Source organism: Rhodophyticola sp. CCM32, from assembly GCF_004751985.1.
Taxonomy (GTDB): Bacteria; Pseudomonadota; Alphaproteobacteria; order Rhodobacterales; family Rhodobacteraceae; genus Rhodophyticola.
In genome coordinates this window covers 1955650-1973198 of sequence record NZ_CP038492.1, presented here as the reverse complement: position 1 = coordinate 1973198, position 17549 = coordinate 1955650, and the positions used below count along the sequence as shown (strand labels likewise).

The 17549-nt window shown below is 63.3% G+C and carries 13 protein-coding genes; 7 read left to right on the top strand and 6 right to left on the bottom strand.

Annotated features, from left to right (window positions below):
- Positions 1 to 79 precede the first annotated feature (79 nt).
- The 7 genes from ftsZ (at position 80) to E2K80_RS09545 (ending at position 9890) form a co-directional block, all read left to right on the top strand.
- A complete protein-coding gene (gene ftsZ / locus E2K80_RS09575) occupies positions 80 to 1666 on the top strand; it encodes a cell division protein FtsZ (protein ID WP_135374808.1) in 1587 nt (528 codons plus the stop codon).
- Positions 1667 to 1910: 244 nt separating this feature from the next.
- Positions 1911 to 2834, top strand: a complete 924-nt coding sequence (gene lpxC, locus E2K80_RS09570; protein WP_135374807.1) for a UDP-3-O-acyl-N-acetylglucosamine deacetylase — start codon at positions 1911 to 1913, stop codon at positions 2832 to 2834.
- A gap of 110 nt (positions 2835 to 2944) precedes the next feature.
- A complete protein-coding gene (locus tag E2K80_RS09565) occupies positions 2945 to 3832 on the top strand; it encodes an outer membrane protein assembly factor BamD (RefSeq protein WP_135376553.1) in 888 nt (295 codons plus the stop codon).
- 37 nt (positions 3833 to 3869) lie between these two features.
- Positions 3870 to 5528 (top strand): DNA repair protein RecN, encoded by a 1659-nt coding sequence (recN, locus tag E2K80_RS09560; RefSeq protein ID WP_135374806.1) that lies wholly within the window; start codon positions 3870 to 3872, stop codon positions 5526 to 5528.
- A gap of 262 nt (positions 5529 to 5790) precedes the next feature.
- Complete coding sequence (gene cobT, locus E2K80_RS09555) at positions 5791 to 7668, top strand: cobaltochelatase subunit CobT (protein ID WP_135374805.1); 1878 nt, start codon at positions 5791 to 5793, stop codon at positions 7666 to 7668.
- Positions 7669 to 9468: an aminopeptidase P family protein gene (locus tag E2K80_RS09550; RefSeq protein ID WP_135374804.1), complete on the top strand. Its 1800-nt coding sequence runs from the start codon at positions 7669 to 7671 to the stop codon at positions 9466 to 9468. It begins immediately after the preceding gene.
- 80 nt (positions 9469 to 9548) lie between these two features.
- Positions 9549 to 9890 carry a DUF427 domain-containing protein gene (locus tag E2K80_RS09545; protein WP_135374803.1) on the top strand — a complete coding sequence of 114 codons (342 nt, stop codon included), beginning with the start codon at positions 9549 to 9551 and terminating at the stop codon, positions 9888 to 9890.
- A gap of 149 nt (positions 9891 to 10039) precedes the next feature.
- Here E2K80_RS09545 and E2K80_RS09540 read toward each other — a convergent pair whose 3' ends face one another.
- From E2K80_RS09540 to E2K80_RS09515, 6 genes are all read right to left on the bottom strand, one after another.
- The gene (locus E2K80_RS09540) at positions 10040 to 11653 is read right to left on the bottom strand and encodes a chloride channel protein (protein WP_210405476.1); all 1614 of its coding nucleotides are present in this window, start codon (positions 11651 to 11653) and stop codon (positions 10040 to 10042) included.
- Between the two features lie 280 nt (positions 11654 to 11933).
- Positions 11934 to 12353 (bottom strand): hypothetical protein, encoded by a 420-nt coding sequence (locus tag E2K80_RS09535; RefSeq protein ID WP_135374802.1) that lies wholly within the window; start codon positions 12351 to 12353, stop codon positions 11934 to 11936.
- 185 nt (positions 12354 to 12538) lie between these two features.
- On the bottom strand, positions 12539 to 13471 hold the full coding sequence (locus E2K80_RS09530; RefSeq protein WP_135374801.1) for a threonine/serine dehydratase: 933 nt from the start codon (positions 13469 to 13471) through the stop codon (positions 12539 to 12541).
- Positions 13472 to 13527: 56 nt separating this feature from the next.
- Complete coding sequence (locus E2K80_RS09525) at positions 13528 to 14220, bottom strand: aspartate/glutamate racemase family protein (RefSeq protein ID WP_135374800.1); 693 nt, start codon at positions 14218 to 14220, stop codon at positions 13528 to 13530.
- A gap of 125 nt (positions 14221 to 14345) precedes the next feature.
- A complete protein-coding gene (cobS, locus tag E2K80_RS09520) occupies positions 14346 to 15332 on the bottom strand; it encodes a cobaltochelatase subunit CobS (protein WP_135374799.1) in 987 nt (328 codons plus the stop codon).
- A gap of 292 nt (positions 15333 to 15624) precedes the next feature.
- Positions 15625 to 17406, bottom strand: a complete 1782-nt coding sequence (locus E2K80_RS09515) for a serine protease (RefSeq protein WP_135374798.1) — start codon at positions 17404 to 17406, stop codon at positions 15625 to 15627.
- Positions 17407 to 17549 lie beyond the last annotated feature (143 nt).

Below are 17549 nucleotides of genomic sequence, written 5' to 3'. Positions count from 1 at the left end.
TGATATGAAAATGAGGCAGAAATTGGTCGAACGGCGCAAGACCGGGGCCAGCATCCACGTAAACAGGCGGACAGAGCTTATGACCTTGAACCTCACCATGCCGGATGATCAGCCGGATTTGAAACCTCGTATCACCGTTTTCGGCGTGGGGGGCGCTGGTGGTAACGCGGTCAACAACATGATCGAACAATCACTGGACGGGTGTGAGTTTGTGGTGGCCAATACCGACGCGCAGGCGCTGGCCCAATCCACCGCTGCCGCCCGCATCCAGATGGGTGCGCGCGTCACCGAAGGCCTTGGCGCGGGCGCCCGGCCTGCCGTGGGCGCCTCGGCTGCGGAAGAAAGCATTGAAGACATCGTCGATCATCTGGCGGGGGCGCATATGGCGTTCATCACTGCAGGGATGGGCGGCGGCACCGGCACCGGCGCGGCCCCGATCATTGCCCAGGCGGCGCGCGAGCTTGGCGTGCTGACCGTGGGTGTCGTGACCAAGCCTTTCCAGTTCGAGGGCGCGAAACGCATGCGTCAGGCCGATGAAGGCATCGAGGCGCTGCAAAAGGTCGTCGATACGCTGATCATCATCCCGAACCAGAACCTGTTCCGTCTGGCCAATGAAAAGACCACCTTCACCGAAGCCTTCTCGATGGCCGATGATGTGCTTTATCAGGGGGTCAAGGGTGTGACCGACCTGATGGTCCGCCCGGGTCTGATCAATCTCGACTTTGCCGATGTTCGCGCGGTGATGAACGAGATGGGCAAGGCGATGATGGGCACCGGTGAGGCCGATGGCGAATCCCGCGCGGTTCAGGCTGCCGAGAAGGCGATTGCCAACCCGCTGCTTGACGAGATTTCCCTGCGCGGTGCGCGCGGCGTTCTGATCAATATTACAGGTGGTTACGACCTGACATTGTTCGAGTTGGACGAGGCCGCAAACCGCATCCGCGAAGAGGTGGACCCGGAGGCGAATATCATCGTCGGTTCCACCCTCGACACCAATATGGAAGGTCGGATGCGGGTCAGTGTCGTGGCCACCGGTATCGACGCCAGCGAGGTGCAGCAGGATATCCCGATAACCCCGCGCCGCAGCCTGCGGGAGCCGGTTGCCGAAACGCCGGCGCCGGTCGAAGAAACATCCGAGGACTTGCCGGAGGTGACCGCCAGCGCAGAGGTGCAGCCAGAGCCCAATCTCTTCGGAGAGATGGAAGCGGTAGAGAAGGGGGAGGCCGCCGCCATCCCTGAGGATGATGTCCCCGCCCCGGCCTATCAGCCCCGCCCGGTTGCAGCCCCTGCCTTCGCAGCGCCAGCCGCAGCATCTGCCGCGAGCCCGACACCGGTTGCCGCCGCGCCGGATGCCGAATTTGTGGCGCCGCGCCCGGCTTCGGCCAGCACACCCTCGCCGGAGGCGCTGGCCCGGTTGCGTGCCGCGATCAACAAGGATGCATCAGGTTCGCAGCCCCGTGTGGTTGAACCCGAAGCCGGGGGCAAACCACGGTTTGGCATCAACTCTCTGATCAACCGGATGACCGGCCAGGGGGAAGACGACCCGGCCCCGGTTGAACGCCGCCAGCCACCTGTTGCCAGCCGGTCGGCCCCGGAAGACACACATGTTGACCCGGACCAGGAGCGTATCGAAATTCCCGCATTCCTGCGCCGTCAGGCCAACTGATCCATCACAAGCGACAGGAAAAGGCCGGCGCCGAGCCGGTCTTTTTTGTTTATAAACCAAATATTTGTGCGATTTTCCTGAAATGTGTGGCAGAATCTTGCCGATGGATGCGGGCTTTGTTGCAGCCCGTCATAAAGGTTGAATTGTTTCTGTGCGCACGGACCGGTAGGCAACAGATTGAACCGGTTGCCCTTGCTGCCGGACCTATAATCAGATTTTGATCCGACACATATTGGTGATTTCCGTGCAGGCGACCCTTCGATCTTCTATCACGTTTACCGGCACCGGCCTGCATATGGGGCATCCGGTGCGTATGACGATACGCCCGGCTGCGGCGCATTTCGGGATCTGGTTTCAACGCACGGATATCAGGGATCGTGACAATCTGATTCCGGCCCGGTTTGATCTGGTGCCCGCCAGCCAGCTTTGCACCAGACTTGAAAATGAATCGGGCGTGGGTGTGTCGACCATCGAACATCTGATGGCCGCACTTGCGGGCTGTGGCATCCATAACGCGATGGTCGAGATTGATGGACCCGAAGTGCCGATCCTTGACGGGTCGGCTGCGAAATTCGTGCGCGGGTTCCTGTCGCGCGGCATCCGCAATCAGGATGTCCCGGTCCATGCGATTGAAGTGCTCAGGACTGTCAGCGTAGATGACGGGCAGGCCAGTGCCACGATCAGCCCCGCCGATGGTCTGACGATGCGGTTCACGATTGATTTTGCCGATGCGGCCATCGGGCGTCAGACCAGAACTGAAAATCTGGCCAATGGCCGGTTTGTCCGGGAGCTTTGCGACAGTCGCACGTTCTGCCGTCAGGCGGATGTGGATGAGATGCAGGCCCGCGGCCTTGCGCTTGGCGGTATCCCCGGTGTGAATGCGGTGGTTGTTGATGGCGATGCGGTGACCAGCCCGGGTGGTCTGCGCCACGCGGATGAGGCTGTGCGCCATAAAATGCTCGATGCGCTTGGAGATCTGGCGCTGGCGGGCGCGCCGCTTCTGGGGCATTACGATGGCCTGCGGGCCGGTCACATGCTGACCAACCGTCTGCTGCGGACCCTGTTTGCAACGCCGGGGGCGACCCGGCTGGTGGAATGTAGCCCTGCGCAGGTTGCGCGTTTGCCAGGTGTTGGTGTGAACCCTGCCGATCTGGCACACGTTGCCTAACCGCAACGAGGCTGCATTCAGGCATTTTGCCCTCAGATTTAATGTGCTAGGACCAGTCTTAGACAGGGCAGGCAGGCAAGCCTGTCGAAGACGTGGACGAGGTTGAGGCAATGGCAGGCGGGCTGAAAAGCATCAGGAGGCGTGCATGGCTTGGCGTCATGCTGGTTCTTTTTCTCAGCGCCTGTGGCGGAGGCGACCGTGAGCGGCGCGGGTTGCTCGGCGGTTTGTTCAGCGGGCGCAGCGACGAGGTGCCGCTGGAACAGCAGGATGCGGAGACGATTTTCCGCAGTGCCGAGTTCGAGCTGGAGGAAGACGACCCGGAAGAGGCGGCGCGCCTCTTTACCGAGGTGGAACGTCTGCACCCCTATTCGGAATGGGCCAAACGCGCGCTGATCATGGCGGCCTTTGCCTATCATGAAGATCAGGATTACGAGAATGCCCGCGCTGCGGCGCAACGGTATATCGACTTCTATCCGGCTGATGAAGAGGCGGCCTATGCGCAATATCTGCTTGCGCTCAGCTATTATGACCAGATTGACCAGGTGGGCCGGGATCAGGGCATCACATTTCAGGCGCTGCAAGCCCTGCGTCTGGTGATCGAACGCTACCCCGACAGCCCCTATGCGTCCTCGGCAATTCTGAAATTCGACCTGGCCTTTGATCATCTGGCGGGCAAGGAAATGGAAATCGGGCGCTATTATCTGCGCCGGGGCCATTATATTTCGGCGATCAACCGGTTCCGTGTGGTGGTTGAACAATTCCAGACCACCAGCCACACACCCGAAGCGTTGCTGCGTCTGGTCGAGGCGTATCTGTCCCTTGGTCTGACCGATGAGGCACAGACGGCGGCGGCGATTCTGGGCCATAACTTCCAGTCATCGCCCTTCTACGAAGACAGTTACCGCCTGTTGACCGGGCAGGGGTTGAGCCCGGATGCGGCGGGCGAGGGCTGGCTGCGTGATATCTGGCGGCAGACCATGCGGGGCGCCTGGCTTTAAGACTGGCGGGGTGATCCGCCTCGCGGGATAAGGAACGATGCTGCGCCATCTCGACATTCGGGACATGCTGATCATCGACCGGCTGGAGCTTGCCTTCCAGCCGGGTCTGAATGTGCTGACCGGGGAAACCGGTGCGGGCAAATCCATTCTTCTGGACAGTCTGGGCTTTGTTCTGGGCTGGCGGGGCCGGGCCGATCTGGTCCGCACCGGGGCCGTACAGGGGGAGGTGGTGGCGGTTTTCGATCTGCCGCCGGGCCATCCGGCGCGTGCAGTGCTGGAAGAGGCCGGTCTGCCGGTCGGTGACGATTTGATCCTGCGCCGTGTGAACACGCCCGAGGGCCGCAAGACCGCCTGGGTCAATGACCGGCGGGTCAGTGGGGAGGTGTTGCGCGCCCTGTCCGACAGATTGGTGGAATTGCATGGGCAGCAGGATGATCGCGGGTTGCTGGACCCGCGCCAGCATCGCGCCATGCTGGACAGCTTCGGCGGGCTGGAGCCTGCGCGTGCCACAGTGGCAGGCTTGTGGACGGCGCGCCGACAAGCCGGGACCGCCCTGAGGGATGCCGAGGTGGCCCTGGCCGGGATGAAGGCGGAGGAAGAATTTCTGCGCCATGCCGTGGCCGAGCTGGACGCGCTGGAGCCGGAACCGGGGGAAGAGGCGGCGCTGGATACCAGACGCCGGTTGATGCAGGGCGCGGAACGCATGCGCGACGATCTGGCCAAAGCGGCCGAGGCGCTTGGGCTGAACGGTGCCGAAGGCGCAATGGGCGATGCGATGCGCTGGCTCGACGGGCTGTCGGACCGGGCCGAAGGCGGGCTGGAGGCCGCTTTGGCGGCGCTGGAACGCGCGATGGTCGAGCTGGGCGAGGCGCAGGCAGGTGTTGCTGGGTTCGCCGATGCGCTGAGCTTCAATCCCGGCGCGCTGGAAGAGACCGAAGAGCGTCTGTTCGCATTGCGCGGGCTGGCACGGAAACATGATGTGCAACCCGATGATCTGGGCGCTTTCGCCGGGGAATTGCGGGTGCGGCTGGCGGCGCTGGATGGCGGGGAAGGGCAGATCAGCATGTTGAAACAGGCGCTGACCGAGGCTGAGGCGGCATATGACCGCGCGGCGCTGGACCTGTCGGATCGCAGGGCATCGGCGGCGCAGCGTCTGGACAGCGCGATGGCGGGCGAGCTGGCCCCGCTGAAGATGGAGCGGGCCGATTTCACCACCACGCTCAGCAAAACCGCGCCCGGCCCCGATGGCGTGGATGCCGTGGCCTTCATGGTGGCCACCAATCCCGGCGCACCGGCGGGCCCGTTGAACAAGATCGCCTCGGGCGGGGAATTGTCACGGTTCCTGCTGGCCCTGAAAGTCTGCCTGACGCGGGAGGCCGAGGGCGTGACGATGATCTTTGACGAGATTGACCGGGGCGTGGGCGGGGCCACGGCGGATGCGGTGGGCAAACGGCTGGCCGCGCTGGCCGGGGATGGGCAGGTTCTGGTGGTGACCCATGCGCCGCAGGTGGCCGCGCGCGGGGCGCATCACTGGCAGGTGGCCAAGGCGGTGAAGGGCGGGGTGACAACCTCGGATGTGCGGGCACTGGATGCGGAGGCACGGGTGGATGAACTGGCCCGGATGCTGGCCGGTGACACGGTGACCGCCGCCGCGCGGGAGGCCGCCCGGGCGCTGTTGCAGGCCGGACGCGGATGATCGCACCGGCATAACGGTTCTTGTCCCTTCAGATCAAACGCAAACCGCTATGAAATTCTGCACCGCATATGGATTGCGCGGAGGGCATCGCCCGAACCGAGGGGTGGGCGAGAAGCGCCCGCCCCGTGGGGGCGGTACGGGCGCAAGGAAGATAGGGGGTATTCCGGAATTTCAATCCGAATCTTAAGATGCGTCACCTCTGCACCCCATCCCCCACCGGCACGTCTTGCCACCGCCGCCGATCTGCCCCATCTTCGCGGCCATGAGCAAACCAGCCCCAGATAACCCGACCGAGCCGTTCAAAAAGGCCCTGGCCGAGGCGACCCGTGTCCTTGCCGATGACCCGGAACTGGCGGTCACCTATTCGGTGGACCCGCCGGGCGCCACGGGCGACAGCTTGCGCCTGCCGCAGATCAGCCGCCGGATGACGGCCGATGAGGTTCTGCTGGCCCGTGGCACCGCTGATGCGCTGGCGCTTCGCCACAAATACCACGATACGGCCACCGCCAATCGCTATGCCCCCCAGGGGCAGATGGCCCGCGAGTTGATGGAGGCGATGGAAACCGCCCGTTGCGAGGCGGTGGGTGCCCGCGACATGCCCGGCACCGCCACCAATATCGACGCCAAGATCGGCAATGAGGCCCGCCGCAAAGGCTATGGTGAGATCAGACAGGCCGCAGATGCGCCGCTGGCCACCGCCGCGGGCTATCTGATCCGCCATCTGGCCACCGGTCGCGCCCTGCCGCCCGAGGCCGCGAATGTGATGGAGCTTTGGCGCGGCTTCATCGAGGAACGTTGCGATGGCACGCTGGAAACCCTTGATACCGCGCTGACCGATCAACAGGCGTTTGCCCGCCTGTCGCGCCAGTTGATCGACGATCTGGGCTATGGCGACCAGTTGGGCGACGACCCTGACGAGATGGACCCGGAGAATGAGGACGGGGCCGCCGAAGAGGAGGAGGAACAGCCCGATTCCACCGGCGATGCGGATGATGATGACGAGCAGGACAGCGAAGCGGCGCCGGAACGGTCTCAGGAAGATCAGCAGGATGCCTCGCAGGCCCAGGTGCAGATGGATGACACCGGCGAGATGGAGGAGGCCGAGGAACAGGACCTGCCCGACGGGGAGGCCCCGCTGGAGCCTCCACCGCCTGCGCCCCATTCCGAAGCGGACCCGGATTATGCTGTTTTTTCAACGGAATATGATGAGGAAATCCCCGCCGAAGATCTGGCCGAACCGCAAGAGCTGGAACGGTTGCGGGCCTATCTCGACCAGCAGCTGGAGCCGCTGAAAGGGGCGGTCAGCCGATTGGCGAACAAGTTGCAGCGCCGTCTTCAGGCGCAGCAGAACCGTAGCTGGGAATTCGATCTGGAAGAGGGCACGCTGGATGCGGGCCGTCTGGCCCGTGTGGTGGCAAACCCGACCACGCCGCTGAGCTTCAAGCGCGAGAAGGATACCGAGTTTCGCGATACGGTGGTGACGCTGCTGCTGGACAATTCCGGCTCGATGCGCGGACGCCCGATTTCCATCGCTGCGATCTGCGCCGATGTGCTGTCGCGGACATTGGAACGCTGTGGCGTGAAGGTCGAGATCCTGGGCTTCACCACCCGCGCCTGGAAGGGCGGTCGCGCCCGGGAGGACTGGCTGGGGCAGGGCCGGGCGCAACAGCCCGGGCGGCTGAACGATCTGCGGCACATCATCTACAAGAAGGCCGATGCGCCGATGCGCCGGACCCGCGACAATCTGGGCCTGATGATGAAAGAGGGCCTGTTGAAGGAAAACATCGACGGCGAGGCGCTGGAATGGGCGCACCGGCGCATGGCGGCCCGGCAAGAGGCCCGGAAAATTCTGATGGTGATCTCTGACGGGGCACCGGTCGATGATTCAACCCTGTCCGTCAACCCCGCGAATTATCTGGAAAAACACCTGCGCGATGTGATCGCCATGGTCGAAAAACGCAAGGCCGTGGAACTGCTTGCCATCGGCATCGGCCATGATGTGACCCGCTATTATGACCGCGCGGTGACGATCACCGATGTGGAGCAACTGGCCGGTGCGATGACCGAACAACTGGCCAGCCTGTTTGACACCGACCCCCGTGCCCGGGCCCGCGTTATGGGCCTCAAACGGGCCAGTTGAATGTTCCAGTCCTTTGCTGCCACCACCTCGCCCGATCAGGGCCCGCCGCGTCTGGCCGCATTGCGGGCAGAGATCGCTGCGACCGGGCTGGCCGGTTTTCTGGTCCCCCGTGCCGATGCCCATCAGGGCGAATATGTGGCCCCGCGCGATGAACGCCTGTCCTGGCTGACCGGGTTCACCGGGTCTGCCGGGTTCTGCGCGGTTCTGCCCGGGGTCGTGGGTGTCTTCATCGACGGGCGCTATCGGTTGCAGGTCAGGGCGCAGGTGGATACCGCGCATTTCACCCCGGTCCACTGGCCCGAAACCCGGCTGGAAGACTGGCTGATCGAAGAACTGCCCCAGGGCGGGGTGGTCGGTTATGACCCCTGGCTGCACACCAGTGCCGAAATCACCCGGCTGGAGGCAGCGCTGCGGGATCATCAGATCACCCTGCGCCCGGTGGGTAATCTGGTCGATGAGATATGGGAGGATCAGCCCGACCGCCCGGCTGGCGCGGCACTGGCTTATCCGGCGGCGCTTGCGGGCAGGACATCCGCTGAAAAACGTGCCGAGATCGCCACGATCCTGACCGAGGCCGGAGAGGCCGCAGCCGTGCTGACCCTGCCTGATTCCATTGCCTGGTTGCTGAACATTCGCGGCTCGGACCTGTCGCATCTGCCTGTGGCTCAGGGTTTTGCGGTGATCGGCGCGGGCGGGCATGTGACGCTCTATTCAGACCCGGCCAAGTTTGAAGGGCTTGACCCGGATGCGGATATCACCCTGCGCGACTGGTCTGATTTTGAGACGGATCTGGCCACCCTGTCCGGCCCGGTTCGTGTGGACGGTGCCACCGCCCCCCATCGGGTGCGGCGGGTGCTGGAAGAGGCAGGCACTGCCATCGCAGACGGGTCTGACCCCTGTATCCTGCCCAAGGCCCGCAAAACCCCGGCCGAGATCGCGGCGACCAGATCGGCCCATCTGCGTGACGGGGCGGCGATGGCGCGGTTCCTGCACTGGTTCGATGAAAACGCCCCCTCGGGCAGCCTGACCGAGATTGATTGCGTGTGCGCGCTGGAAGGGTTCCGGGCCGCGACCGGTGCCCTGAAAGATATCAGCTTCGATACAATCGCAGGGGCAGGGCCGAATGGGGCGATTGTCCATTACCGGGTGACCGAAGACACCAATGCCCCGCTTCTGCCAGGTCAGCTATTCCTGATCGATTCCGGTGCGCAATATGAGGATGGCACCACCGATATCACCCGCACCCTGCCCGTGGGCATGGTCGGGGCCGAGGAATGCACCGCGTTCACGCAGGTGTTGCAGGGAATGATTGCGATCCACCGGGCGCGGTTTCCCAAAGGCATCGCAGGCCGCGATCTGGATGCGCTGGCCCGCGCCCCGCTTTGGGCGGCAGGGCGTGATTTCGACCATGGCACCGGGCATGGGGTCGGGGTGTATCTGAGTGTGCATGAAGGTCCGCAACGGCTGGCCCGCACCGGGCTTGTACCGCTGGAACCCGGTATGATCCTGTCGAATGAGCCGGGGTATTACCGCGAAGGGGCGTTTGGCATCCGCATTGAAAATCTGGTGGTTGTGGCGGAAGCGCCTGATCTGCCGGGGGCTGATGCGGCGCGGGACATGCTTTGCTTTGAAACGCTGAGCTTCGCGCCCATCGACCGGCGGCTGATTGACTGCAATCTGTTGAACAGGCTGGAACTGGACTGGCTGAACACATATCATGCCCAGGTTGCCGCGCGGATCGGCCCGCTTCTGGACGGGTCTGCCGCCATGTGGCTGACCCGGGCCACAGCGCCGCTCTGACATCACATCGTTACAGGCCCGGACGCACCCTGCGACTATCCGGGCCATGTCCATGACACCAATCGAGGGAGGGAAAAAACATGTCCGATCATATCACTATTCGCAAAGCGGCAGGCAAATGGGTGGTGCGCGCCGGTGGGGCCGTCATCGGGGAAAGCGATCAGGCGCTGGAACTGATCGAAGGCAGCTATCCCCCGGTGATCTATTTCCCGCGCGGGGATATCGGCATGGCCTTTCTGGAAAAGACCAGCAAAACAACCACCTGCCCCCATAAAGGGGCTGCGACCTATTACACGGTCACCTCACCCGATGAAGAACTGACCGATGCCGCCTGGAGCTATGAAGCCCCGATAAAGGCGGTGGCCGGCATCAAGGACCATATCGCGTTCTATACCGACCGTATCACGGTGGAGCAGCTTTGATGTCGGACGCCTATGCCGTTTTCCGCAGGGAAAACGGCAGGGAAAACTGGAGTTTTCCCGTTCGGAATTCTGCAGAATTCCGGCAATCAGGCTTTGCGTTGCATCCAGCCTGTCGCGATCGGGGTGAAACCCTGTGGTGACCCGCCCCCTCAGCTATGCTCTTCCGCTGCTGTGGCCGCCAGGGCGCTGTTATAGGCTTTCAACGCATCCACATGGAACAGGGCACCCTCCAATGCGGGGGGCGCATCCCCGGGGGCCAGTTGCACCACAGGGATGAAATCAAGGCCCGTGCGTTCGAAAATCGGCAGGGCCCGTTCCAGGGTCGCATGGGCGTCGGTGAACACGCCCTGTTCGATCAGGGTCAGCAGGGCCTCTTCCGGGGCTGTGTTTTCATGGCTCATCGGTCGCATCACCTTGCCGACCCGGAACATCGACAGCAGATAGGCCTGCGGCCCCGCCGCCAGATGGATATTGCGCCGCTCAAGCTGGGTCAGAAAGAAAGACCGGTCCACCAGTCTTGAGGCCAGCGCGGTGGACATCGACACCGCCACCATCACCGCCAGCCCGGTCTGCCAGTCGCCGGTCAGCTCGAACACGATCAGCGTGGTGGAAATCGGCGCCCCCAGAACGGCGGCGGCCACCGCCCCCATACCGGCCAGCGCATAAAGCGTTTCCGAGCCCGAGACCTCGGGCAGAAGCCCGGTTGCGATGATGCCAAAGGCCAGCCCGGCCAGCGCCCCCAGCATCAGCGAGGGGGAAAAGACGCCGCCGCCCATCCGCCCGCCCACGGTGATGGCCACCGCAATGGTTTTGAGCACCGCAAACACAATCGCCTCATACAACAGCAACTCTCCGGTCAGGGCGGCGGAGGTGGTTTCATAGCCCACGCCGATAATATGCGGGAACCAGATCGCGATGCCGCCAAGCAGCACACCGGCCACTGCCGGGCGCAGCCAGCGGGGCAACCGCGCCAGACGCTGCATCAATGATCCCATATCCTCGGCCCAGAATGTGGCCCGCATGAAGGCCACGGCGATCAACCCGCAGATCAGTCCGAGGATCAGGAAAGCAGGCAGTTCCACATAGAATTGCAGGGCGCTGTCATGGCCCAGGGTGAACTCGGTCACATTGCCGAATTCCAGCCGGCTGATCACGGTGCCCGCAACCGAGGCGATGACAATCGGCGCAAAGGCATGCACGGCGAAATGGCGCAGCACGACCTCAAGCGCGAAAATCGCCCCCGCGATCGGGGCATTGAATGACGCGCTGACAGCGGCGGCCACGGCGCAGCCCAGAAGGTCGCGCCCGGTGACCCCGTCGGCCTTGATCCAGTCTGACACGCGCGATGAAATCACCGCTGCCAGATGCACCACCGGCCCTTCGCGCCCTGACGAGCCGCCGCTGCCGAGCGTGATCATCGAGGCCACGGCCGAGGCCAGCCCCGCCTTTTGTTCCACCCGCCCATTGTCCAGTGCTGCGCCCTCGATCACATCCGCGACCGAACGGACGCGCCCATCCGGGGTGAACCAGTGCAGGATCAGCCCGACAACCAGACCACCAAGGGCCGGGATCACCAATATCCAGTACCAGGGCAGGCTTTCGGCAAAGGAATGCAGCATGCGCACATCCTCGACCCCGTAAAGCCGGGTCTGTAACGCGTTGATCCCCATGCGAAAGGCCAGGGCGGCAAACCCTGCGGCGATGCCGATGACCAGGGCGATGAACCAGAACTGAATCTGGCTGGGCCCGCGCGAGCGCAGCATTTGCCAGCCGCCGCGGCAGGAGGCCACGATTGCGGTGCATTGATCCTTCAAAACCGTGCGGGCGCTTTGTGCCAAAGGGGCAATCCCCGTATCACGGACCCGGAAACGCGCATCATCCACCAATGTCGCGGGCCCCTGCGGCGCATCGGCATATCAGGCACCTGCAATTCTGCCGTAGTGGTGCCCATCTTGGTTGTAAATCAAGACGATGCAACTGAACACCCTGCGAAACAGGGCGGGGGTGGGTATCGCTCGCGCCTGTCGCGCTGATCCGGGCAGATCAGAGTTCGAAATGCGCCGCGCAGCGGGTGACCGCGCTTTGCAGTTCCAGCCCGTCATCCGCCAAATAAGGTGTGCCGCTTTGGGTCAGACGGGGGTAGAAACTGGTCCGTGCCATGCTTTCCCAATGGTCGCGCCAGGTATTGGCGGTTTCGGCAATATCACCCAGTCGTTCAGATCCACCGGCCAGATCGACCAGTCGGGCCGGGGTCTGGAACCGGGGGGCGCCTGTGGCTCCGGTTAGTTGGGTTGCGAATTCATAGGCATGCCCGAAGGCGGTCATCACTGCGGCGCAGTGAAAGGCCAGGTCCATCTCGCCCGCGCCATCAGCGGGCCAAAGGATGGGGGCGGCATTTGCCGGTGAATGCAGGGGTAGTGATGCCGCCATGACCATGGCGGCGCAAAGGCGTCTTGCGCGCATCGTGTTACCCTTTCTGTCGTGAGCTGCTCGTCCCGGCAGCTTTGGATCCCCCAGTGGATCCTGCAATCAGGGTAACAAAACCCGGTCGTTTGGGGAAATCACGAAATTCCGCAAATCTGTCATCTGTGGCGTTTCGCCTTTAACAGGACAGAGATGTGCGTGGGATGGGTGTGGTGGGGGACGCTTCAGCCAGCGAACCAGTCGGTTTCGGCATTGCCACCGCACAGCAAAACGGCGACCCGTTCATAGGGTTCCGGTCTGTAGGCCCCTGAGGTCAGCGCCGCAAGCGCGGTTGCCGCTCCCGGCTCACACAGCAGGCGGGTGCCTTCCCATAATTTCCGGGCGGCGGTGAAAACCTCTGCATCGGGCAGAACGATGGCGGTTTTCACCCGTTCGGTGACAATTTCATAAGGCAGGGTGCCGATGGTATGGCCACCCAGTGACCCGGCCGAGATACCAGTGGCGGCCACCTCGATATCGGGCCCTTCCTTCAGGGACAGGGCCAGCGTATTGGTGCCTTCGGTCTCGACCGAGACGACATTCACGCGATCCCCGAACCAGGCGGCGATGCCCCCGATCAACCCGCCGCCGCCGGTGGCAACCAGGATCGTATCAAGCCCGTCCAGCTGATCCTCAATCTCTTTGGCCACCGTGCCCTGACCTGCAAGTGTCGGGGCCGTGTCATAAGGATGGACAGACAGCGCGCCGGTCTTTTCGGCGTATTCGTTATATTCCGCCATCCCGTCGGCGACGGAACCTTCGGTCAGGACAACCTCACCCCCGAAGGCGCGGATACGGCGGAGTTTTTCTTCCTTGGCGATCACGGCGGGTACGAAGATTGTCGATTGATGGCCCAGTTCCGTGGCGGCGAAGGCCACGGCAGCGCCGTGATTACCGCCGGAGATGGCGACGACGCCTGCCCCCGGCACCTCGCGGCTGAGCAGGTTGTTGAACGCGCCGCGCGCCTTGAAGGACCCCGTCACCTGCGTGTGTTCCAGTTTGAACAGGATCGGGTAATCCAGCCCGATTGCGCCGGGTTCAACACTCATGGCGGGGGTGTGGCGGATATAAGGGGCGATGCGGGTCGCAGCGGCGGCGATATCAGTGGGATGAAGCATGGTCAAAGATGTTCCATGTCCATACGCCGCAGTCAATCGGGCTTGAGGGTAACGGCTCAGCCGATATCGCGTAACCCGATCTGACCCGAAGCAAGACGGGCCAGCAGCGCCACATGGATGTCAAGCGCGTCGATGACATGGTATCCGGGGTCATGCCCATCGAAAGCAAGACCCAGATCGGTGCCCGCCATCACGATGGCCTGCGCACCCTGATCCTCGATCATGCGCCGGCCCTCATCGAACAGCCGGGTGCGTTGCGCATCGGTACAGCGGCCCGCGACCGCAATCTCCTGATAAAGCTGGCCAATCCCGTGCAGATCGTTTTCAGGGGCGACAGTGCGGGTCCGGGTCATCTGCCCGTAAAGGCCGGTGCGCATCACACCCTCGGTGCCCAGCAGACCGACGGTGGTCATCCCCTCGGCGGCAAAGGCCGCATCAAGCGGGGTGATCGCGCTGATCAGGGGCAGGGGGGAAAGCGCCTTGGTCTCGGCATAGCAGAAATGCCCGCCAAGCGAGGTGATCGCGGCGCAATCGGCGCCCACGTCTTTCAGACGGGTCAGGAGTTCGGCATAAATCCGGGCCTGAGCGCTCCGGTTATCGGCATTGTTGTTGCGGATCAGATCAAAGACATCGGCCTGAACGATGGTCAGATCAAGCCGGGCGTCCAGCGTGCGCATCCGGGTGATAAGGCGCTGGTAATAAACGATGGTGGCGGCCGGGCCGATGCCGCCGATCAGGCCGATATGCATATGGGGTGCTCCCGTCTGTTGCGGGGGGGATTGGGCGACGGGTCGGGGGCGGAGTCAAATCAGGATTGGTGATATGATCCATTGACCGGGGTGGTGCAGCTGGAAAACCCGCCCCGGTCCCGGGGTTACCCCATGCTCATCGACACGGCGCTTTCCGGCAGTTCCTCGTCAAAGCAGCGCTGGTAGAATTCGGCCACGGTCTGGCGTTCCAGCTCATCACATTTGTTGAGGAAGGTCAGGCGGAACGCATACCCCACATTGCGGAAGATCGACGCGTTTTCGGCCCAGTTGATGACCGTGCGCGGTGACATGACGGTGGAAAGCTCCCCGTTCATGAAAGCGGTGCGGGTCAGGTCGGCCACGGTGACCATCTGGGCGATCTGCTTGCGCCCGGCCTCGGTATTGTAATGGGGGGTCTTGGCCAGCACGATCTGGGTCTCGGCATCATGGCTGAGATAGTTCAGGGTCGCGACCAGCGACCAGCGGTCCATCTGTGCCTGGTTGATCTGCTGAACACCGTGATAAAGACCGGTGGTGTCGCCCAGACCCACGGTGTTTGCGGTTGCGAACAGGCGGAAAGACGGGTGCGGGGTGATGATCTCGTTCTGGTCCAGAAGGGTCAGCTTGCCGTCATGTTCCAGCACCCGCTGGATGACGAACATCACATCCGCACGGCCCGCATCATATTCGTCAAAGACAATTGCAACCGGGTTGCGCAGGGCCCAGGGCAGGATGCCTTCGTGGAATTCCGTCACCTGTTTGCCGTCACGCAGTTTGATCGCATCCTTGCCGATCAGGTCGATCCGGCTGATATGGCTGTCGAGGTTCACCCGCACGGCGGGCCAGTTCAGGCGGGCGGCGATCTGTTCGATATGGGTGGATTTCCCGGTGCCGTGATAGCCCTGGATCATCACCCGGCGGTTATGGCTGAACCCGGCTAGGATCGCCATCGTGGTATCGGGGTCGAATTTATAGGTGCTGTCGATGGCGGGCACCCGGTCGCTGGCTTCGGCAAAAGCCTTGACCTTCATGTCGCTGTCGATGCCAAAACTCTCACGGACCGAGATTTCTTCGGTTGGTTTGATATCGCTGCTCATCGTGCCGTCTGCCATTGCGCTGTCTCGTTCCTGATACCTGTTCGTGGTGGTGCAACATATTGCGGGGGGCTGCAAGGGGAAGGAGGGTTTCCCGTCATATGTATGCGGGGGGATGGCCCGGCAGAGCGGGGGCGGGCCGCGTCAGGCCCCCTGCGGGAGCCATCCTTGGCCCGCCTGGGCGTTTGTCTCGCGGCTGGGGTTATCCGCCAGAGACTGTTCCGGTGGCGGCTGTCGGACGCCTCCGGCGGGCGTATTTGGGACAAGAAGAAGGGGCGCGGGGGCATAGGCCCCCGGGCTGTTTGTCAGGTCAGTTCCAGCAGCTGACCAGAACGGTCATATCCGCGCCAAGCCGGGCCAGCGCTTCGCGGCCAAGTGTCCGGCCACCGGTGGCGATGGCGGGGGTGACACCGGCTTCGGCCAGGACCGTGGTCAACTGGTCGCCGCGCAGGGCGAAGCTGACGCCATCGGGCAGGGCGCGGCCCTCTGCCGCCTCGGGCAGCATCATGCCCAGCACGGCGCCGGATGTATCAAGGACCGGGCCGCCTGCATCGCTGTCTTCCGAGGTGATATCCAGCCGCTGGATGTTCTGTTCCCCGTTCAGGCCGGTGAGATCGGCAAGGGTGCCGAAGGTCAGCGAGGCGGTTGAGAGCGCGCCGTCGAAAGGGAAGCCCGCAACCGCGATATCCGCGCGGAGCCGCGGGGGCCTGCTGGCGAAAGCGGCATGGGCAAGGGGGGCAAGCCGGTTCTGCGGCCGCAGGACCGCCAGGCCAAGATCATCATTGCGATAGGTCAGATCGGCTTCATACACATCGTCGATCATGAGGCGGGTGCACTGGCCGACAACCTGGGTTGTGGTCAGCACAGCGCCCTGATCATCCACGTAAAAGCCCGAGCGGCTGATATCCGGGCGGCGCACCTCAAGCCCCGAGATCAGGTCAATCCCCTGTTCGCTGCCCGGATCCGTGGCGCCCGGGTCCAGTGTTTCGTCGAGGAAGGTCAGGCTTTGTTCCATCATCGGCAGGACGCGGGCCATCTGTGCGTCGCGGTCAGGTGTCCAGATCAGTGTGAAGCCTTTCACCTGACCGTTTTCCAGACGCGCAACCGTATGGGACCGCAGGCTGGCGCTTTGGCCGGTGAGCAGAAAGCTGTCATCGCCACGGGTGCGTTCGCCTTCCAGCGGCACGATTTCGAGGGTTTGCATGATCTCGTAAAGCCCATGCAGGGTGGCGCGATCCCCGGTCTGGGAGATCAGCAGCACCTGAACACCGGATTCCGCTCTGCTGGTGTAATGGACAAAAGGATATTCATAGCGGTCGAACCGGACCATCGCGAGGGGCAGGTTGATTTCGATCCCTGCGCGCATATCGCGGATCGGCCCCATGCCAAGGGCAGCCAGTTCGCCGGTATAGGTGTCGAGCAGCTGGGTGCGCTGGCGGGTGGTGAGGATGCCCGTGGGCTCCAGCCCCTGGGCGGTCTGCCAGTCTGACATGGCGCGGCGCGTGCCGGGGCCGAAAGCGCCGTCGATGCCGGATTGGTAGAACCCGAACCATTGCAGGGCGATTTGCAGGGCCTCACGGGCGGGACGATCAAGCGCGCGTTCGGATTGGCGGGCCTGGGCGGCGGTTTCTTCCGGCGGCGCGACGGGCGCTGCGGGTTCGATGGTTTCGACGGTGGCGGTGGCGGTGGAAACGGGGTCGGATGTTTCCGGCAAGGCCGGGGCCACCGGCTGCGCCGTCAGCGTGTTTGCGCCCACGGGCCAGAATTGCTGCCGGTAGATGGTGCCCAGCTCCACATAGCTGTCGCGCGGGATCAACCCCTGTGCGCGCAGATTGGTCAGTTGCTGATTGGCGTTGCCCGGCGTGAATGGGCCAAGCGCCACCGCATACCAGCCTGAAGCCAGCCGGTAGCCATTCACATTGTCGATCAGCCGGGAATAGGCGCGCACCCGGCTTTCAGCGGTGGCCAGATCCGGATGGGCCTCGATCTGGATCCAGACCCGATCCTGTGCATGTGCAGTCTGTGCGGAAAATACCGCGGCGCATAAAGCAATGCCGATCGCAAGACAAACTTGCGTAAAGCCTCGTGTCATAAAAACAAACCTCATATCGTATGATGCCCGGGCGGTAATGCCCGCATTCTGTCGGCGCAAATTATCAAAACGGGCGGAATTTGCACCCGAAATATGAGCTTTGTGCCAATTGACCCTTGAAGGGGTCACACGTATGGAAGCGC

Excerpts from the sequence above, each read along its gene's own strand:
- ftsZ (WP_135374808.1), top strand. The coding sequence starts at position 80 with ATGACCTTGAACCTCACCATGCCGGATGATCAGCCGGATTTGAAACCT.
- E2K80_RS09565 (WP_135376553.1), top strand. The coding sequence starts at position 2,945 with ATGGCAGGCGGGCTGAAAAGCATCAGGAGGCGTGCATGGCTTGGCGTC.
- recN (WP_135374806.1), top strand. The coding sequence starts at position 3,870 with ATGCTGCGCCATCTCGACATTCGGGACATGCTGATCATCGACCGGCTG.
- cobT (WP_135374805.1), top strand. The coding sequence starts at position 5,791 with ATGAGCAAACCAGCCCCAGATAACCCGACCGAGCCGTTCAAAAAGGCC.
- E2K80_RS09550 (WP_135374804.1), top strand. The coding sequence starts at position 7,669 with ATGTTCCAGTCCTTTGCTGCCACCACCTCGCCCGATCAGGGCCCGCCG.
- E2K80_RS09545 (WP_135374803.1), top strand. The coding sequence starts at position 9,549 with ATGTCCGATCATATCACTATTCGCAAAGCGGCAGGCAAATGGGTGGTG.
- E2K80_RS09540 (WP_210405476.1), bottom strand. The coding sequence starts at position 11,653 with ATGCTGCGCTCGCGCGGGCCCAGCCAGATTCAGTTCTGGTTCATCGCC.
- E2K80_RS09535 (WP_135374802.1), bottom strand. The coding sequence starts at position 12,353 with ATGCGCGCAAGACGCCTTTGCGCCGCCATGGTCATGGCGGCATCACTA.
- E2K80_RS09530 (WP_135374801.1), bottom strand. The coding sequence starts at position 13,471 with ATGCTTCATCCCACTGATATCGCCGCCGCTGCGACCCGCATCGCCCCT.
- E2K80_RS09525 (WP_135374800.1), bottom strand. The coding sequence starts at position 14,220 with ATGCATATCGGCCTGATCGGCGGCATCGGCCCGGCCGCCACCATCGTT.
- cobS (WP_135374799.1), bottom strand. The coding sequence starts at position 15,332 with ATGGCAGACGGCACGATGAGCAGCGATATCAAACCAACCGAAGAAATC.
- E2K80_RS09515 (WP_135374798.1), bottom strand. The coding sequence starts at position 17,406 with ATGACACGAGGCTTTACGCAAGTTTGTCTTGCGATCGGCATTGCTTTA.